Origin of the sequence: Pararhizobium antarcticum (assembly GCF_001885585.1) — a bacterium.
Taxonomy (GTDB): Bacteria; Pseudomonadota; Alphaproteobacteria; order Rhizobiales; family Rhizobiaceae; genus Pararhizobium; species Pararhizobium antarcticum.
Genome location: NZ_LSRP01000008.1, coordinates 1 through 4,625 on the forward strand (window position 1 = coordinate 1; position 4,625 = coordinate 4,625).

4 protein-coding genes and 2 pseudogenes are annotated in these 4,625 nt (G+C 58.9%); 3 read left to right on the forward strand and 3 right to left on the reverse strand.

The window, feature by feature from the left end:
* A partial coding sequence (locus AX760_RS01985; RefSeq protein ID WP_139276425.1) for an IS5 family transposase occupies positions 1-532 on the reverse strand: 532 nt, incomplete at its 3' end.
* 63 nt (positions 533-595) lie between these two features.
* Between AX760_RS01985 and otnK the strand changes: the two genes are divergently transcribed.
* Entirely contained in the window at positions 596-2,077 is a 1,482-nt protein-coding gene (gene otnK / locus AX760_RS01995; RefSeq protein ID WP_342587479.1) for a 3-oxo-tetronate kinase, read from the forward strand.
* Positions 2,078-2,131: 54 nt separating this feature from the next.
* On the opposite strand, the pseudogene AX760_RS02000 reads toward otnK, so the two are convergent.
* Both AX760_RS02000 and AX760_RS26990 read right to left on the reverse strand, forming a co-directional pair.
* Positions 2,132-2,770, reverse strand: a pseudogene (locus AX760_RS02000) (IS256 family transposase); the annotation flags it as partial.
* A complete protein-coding gene (locus AX760_RS26990; protein ID WP_175551995.1) occupies positions 2,692-2,874 on the reverse strand; it encodes a hypothetical protein in 183 nt (60 codons plus the stop codon). The gene AX760_RS26990 and the pseudogene AX760_RS02000, both read right to left, overlap by 79 nt.
* Positions 2,875-3,075: 201 nt before the next feature.
* Between AX760_RS26990 and AX760_RS26125 the strand changes: the two are divergent.
* Positions 3,076-3,785: pseudogene (locus AX760_RS26125) on the forward strand (Mu transposase domain-containing protein); the annotation flags it as partial.
* Entirely contained in the window at positions 3,783-4,484 is a 702-nt protein-coding gene (gene istB / locus AX760_RS26995) for an IS21-like element ISRel16 family helper ATPase IstB (RefSeq protein WP_071831171.1), read from the forward strand. The pseudogene AX760_RS26125 and the gene istB, both read left to right, overlap by 3 nt.
* Positions 4,485-4,625 lie beyond the last annotated feature (141 nt).

The following is a 4,625-nucleotide window of genomic DNA, read 5'->3' on the forward strand; positions in this document are numbered from 1 at the left end:
GGGCAATGATCTCGCCACTGTCGGCATCAACAGCCAGGTGCAATTTTCGCCAGCCCCGCCAGGACTTCGCTCCGTGCTTTTCTTCCAGCCATTGGCCGGCGCCATAGATCTTCAACCCAGTACTGTCGACCAGAACGTGAATGGGTCCGTCCGCCACATGCTCCCGGTCGTTGCTTCTGCCCGCCGGTTGCCAGGTTCGGGCTCTCCGGCTCAGGGTGGTGTGATCGGGGACAGGTAAATGCAAGCCCATCATATCAAGCACCGAACTCAAAAGCCCTTCGCTCTGGCGCAACCGCAATCCGAATACCATACCCAGCATCAGCGTGGTTTCTATCGCCAGATCAGAATAGAGAGGCTGGCCACCACGCGTCTTGCGTCGTGGGGCAGCCCAGCCCGCCAACGCTTCCGGTGTTATCCAAAGGGTTAAACTGCCACGGCGACGAAGGCCCGCCTCATACTCCGCCCAGTTCATCACCTTGAACTTCATTTTACCGATAGGATGGCGGTGGGCGGCGTTATGCTTGTGCGGCATGCTGGATCAATCAAGCTGGTGGACATCTCAGCTGAATAAACAGGAAACGTTGAAATCTTATTCGTGCACCAATGCCCCTTTCACTTCGAACTCGCCAAAATCGCCCGAAATCCGGTCTTCATCGCGCTGCATGACCAGATTTCAGACTGGCTTAAAGAACAGCGCATCGTTACACTGGCCGCGACCGGGCAAGAACAAATTGCCTACGAGGCACATGCCGCGATCTATGGGGGGGATCATTGCGCGCGATCCCGATCGCGCCGAAGATGCCATGCGCAACCACCTGCAACAGCTTTCGGATACTTTCTGGCAGCAGCGGCGCGAGAAGGCACCACAATGAAAATCGGTGTCATCGGCGATGATTTTACCGGGTCAGGCGATATCGCCAATACGCTGGCACGCGCTGGCGCGCGCGTGCTTCAATACATCGGAATTCCTGATGCTCCGCCTGGACCAGATGTTGATGCGGCAGTGATTTCGCTTAAGACCCGCTCTGTTCCAGTGGAGAATGCGGTCGCTCAATCGCTCGCAGCGTGCCGTTGGTTGATCGCTCATGGTGCCGAGCAGATCGTCTTTAAGTACTGCTCCACCTTCGATTCAACGCCTACTGGAAACATTGGTCCAGTCGCAGCCGCCCTGCTTCATGAACTCGATGCCCCTATCGCCCTAATCTGCCCGGCCTTTCCCGCAAACGGGCGCACGATCTATCAGGGCCACCTCTTCGTGCGGGACTGCCTCTTAAGCGAGTCCGGCATGCAGAAGCATCCTCTGACGCCGATGAGCGATTCAGACATAAGACGCTGGTTGGGACGGCAGACATCCTTACCTGTTGGCCACTTGACGTTGTCGCACCTGCGCAGCAATGCTGCGGCAGAGATGGTGCGGTTGGCCGGTTCGGGCGCGCGGCTGATCGTCGCCGATGCGATAGACGACATCGATCTAATGCTCCTCGGCCAGCTTGCGGCAAGGCATAAACTTGTCACTGGCAGTTCAGCCGTTGCAATGGGATTGCCTACAAACTTCGGCATCAAACCGGAAACCACGACCGCTCCAAATGCCTACCTATCCGGCCCCGCGCTGATCCTGTCTGGCAGTTGTTCGACCGCGACCCGCGCACAAGTTGAAGCCTATCGCAGCAGTCACCCCGCGCTCCGCGTAACAGCCGAAGAAGCGCTCGAGCTTCAATCGGCGCTGGCAAAAACGCGGTCGTTTATCGAGGCGCACCGTCATGCCGCGCCGCTTATCTATTCGACTGATGACCCCTCCGCCGTCTCATACGATCAAGCACGCTTCGGGCGCGACCACCTTGCTGCCAGTTACGATTCACTGTTTTCGGCCCTCGCCTCCGCAGCAGTCGCCAGCAGATTTCGAAAGATCGTCGCGGCAGGCGGCGAAACATCGGGGGCTGTCGCCACCGCCCTTGGACAAATCGTGTTCGAGATTGGCGCCGAAATAGCAACCGGTGTACCTATGTTGACGACAACGAGCACGCCCCGCCTTGCGCTGGCCCTCAAGTCAGGCAACTTCGGCGATCGTGTCCCATAGCGTGGTGTAGCTTTTGCCATCCACTGCGTGTTCCGGTCCAGGCCGGAGGGGATATCAGCGTGCCACGGCTGGCAGGCTGATTAGGGGATCATCGCTCATTTGTGCGATTGTTTCCAGCGTCATGTATCGGGACCGCTGGACGGCCCATTCGTCGTTTTGTTCGAGCAGGAGAGCGCCGACGAGACGGACGATGGCGTCTTCGTTGGGAAAGATGCCGACGACCTCTGTGCGCCGTTTGATCTCGCCGTTCAGGCGCTCGATGGGATTGGTCGAATGCAGTTTGGCCCAATGCTGTTTTGGAAAGGTCATGTAGGCCAGTACATCGTTCTCGGCATCATCCATAAGCGTGGCAAGCTTTGGCACTTTCGGCCTGATCTGATCGGCAACACTGCGCCACTGGGCGCTGGCGGCCTCGGGTGTCTCTTGAGCAAAAGCGGTGGCAATGAAAGCGGAGACGACGCGCCGCCCGCTCTTTCCAGCATGCGCCAAAGCATTTCTCATGAAGTGGACCCGGCAACGCTGCCATGTCGCATTGAGCACCTTGCTGGCGGCGGTCTTGATGCTCTCATGGGCGTCGGAGACGACGAGCTTGACGCCCCTCAAACCCCGGCGGGTCAGCTTGCGCAGAAACTCCGTCCAGATCGGCTCGGCCTCAGATGTGCCGATCTCCAGCCCAAGCACTTCACGGCGTCCAAGGCCATGAGCTTCTCGGCGGCAAAGCCAATCATCTCGCGCAGCAAATCGGCATCGGCGCTCTTCTCAACAAGCGAGCGCAGGTTCATCATATCGTCGGTCATCGGTGGTGTCCTTCAGGTTGGTTCTAAGCAACCCGACCCTACCGGAAATCACCGATGGCTATGAAACCCAGCTACACCACGCGCTGGGACACGATCCTCGCCCCCTGATTGGGGTGTTTGTCGGGGTGTCCTGTTGGTGAGACGTTCGACCTTTCAGTTGCACTGAGAGGAAGGAACGCGATGCCAGCGGAGAGACTAAAGATGCGGCGTGTCCGCGAGATTCTGAGATACAGATTTGCAAAAGGGCTCGGCCACAAGTCGATTGCGCTGCGTGTCGGTGCGGCTCCCTCGACGGTGCGGGAGACACTGCGCCGTGTGGAGATCGCTGGCCTTTCGTGGCCTTTGTCCCTGACAACGCCAAGGTTGCCGTCATCAAGGCCTGCCTTTTTGATCCGCAGGTCAATCGCACCTACGCCGGAATGGCGGCTCACTACGGCAGTGCCATTCTGCCGACGCGGCCGCGCCGACCGCGTGACAAGGCGAAAGTCGAAGCCGCTGTTCGCATTGTTGAGCGCTGGCTCCTTGGGCGGCTGCGTCACCGCGTCTTCCATAGCCTTGCCGATGTAAACACGGCGATCGTCGAGTTGCTCGCTGATCTCAACAATCGGCGTGTTCTACGCCGTGTCGGGCGCACAAGACGACAGCTGTTCGAAGAGCTTGATTACCCGGCGCTGCGCCCGTTGCCCGTCGAGCGATATGTCTTTGCGGAATGGAAAATCCGCCGGGCTGGCCTCGATTATCATGTCGATATCGACAAGCATTATTACTCCGTGCCCTATCGGTTTGCCCGTGAGCAGGTCGAGGCGCGGATCACGGCCAACACCATCGAGGTCTTCCACAAAGGTCAGCGGATCGCCGCTCACCGGCGCTCGAGCGGCAATGGCAAGCACACGACGACGCCGGAGCATATGGGCCTGACCGGTATGGCCAAAGCCTTCAACGAACTGCTCACCAACGGCGAAAGCGAGCAGCTCTCCCATGCCGAATGGCTCGGGCTTCTGCTGGAGCGAGAATGGAGTTCGCGTCACGATCGCAAGCTTGCCGCCCGTCTGCGGTTCGCCAAGCTTCGTCATCAGGCTGTGCCAGAGGATGTCGATTATCGCAGCGAGCGGGGTCTCGATCGGGCGCTGTTCATGAAGTTGATCGGCGGCGATTGGATCGATGCTCACGACAATCTCGCAATCTGCGGACCGTCCGGCGTCGGCAAAAGTTGGCTGGCCTGTGCGCTTGGGCATAAAGCCTGCCGGGATTATCGGTCTGTTCTCTATCAGCGTGTACCGCGCTTGTTCGCCAATCTCGCTCTCGCTCACGGCGACGGCCGGTATGCGAGGCTTCAGCGCACCCTTGGTCACGTTCAGCTCTTGATATTGGACGATTGGGGCCTGGAGCCGCTCAATGACCAGGCGCGCCATGATCTTCTCGAGATACTCGAAGACCGCTACGGCCGCCGCTCCACAATTATCACCAGTCAGCTTCCCGTCTCGGCCTGGCACGAAGTTATCGGCAATCCGACCTACGCCGATTCCATCCTTGACCGCCTCGTTCACAACGCGTATCGCATTGACCTATCCGGCGAAAGCTTGCGGCGAAATCAGCATCGGAAATCTTGACTCGCTACACGATTGAACCGACAACAATCACTGCCAGCAGGACCCCAGCCTCAAGGGGGCGAGATCATCCCGGAAACCGGGGGCGCAATCATCTCGGAACAAAGGGGCGGCTTCATCGGAATCTGCACCTAAGAACTGTAC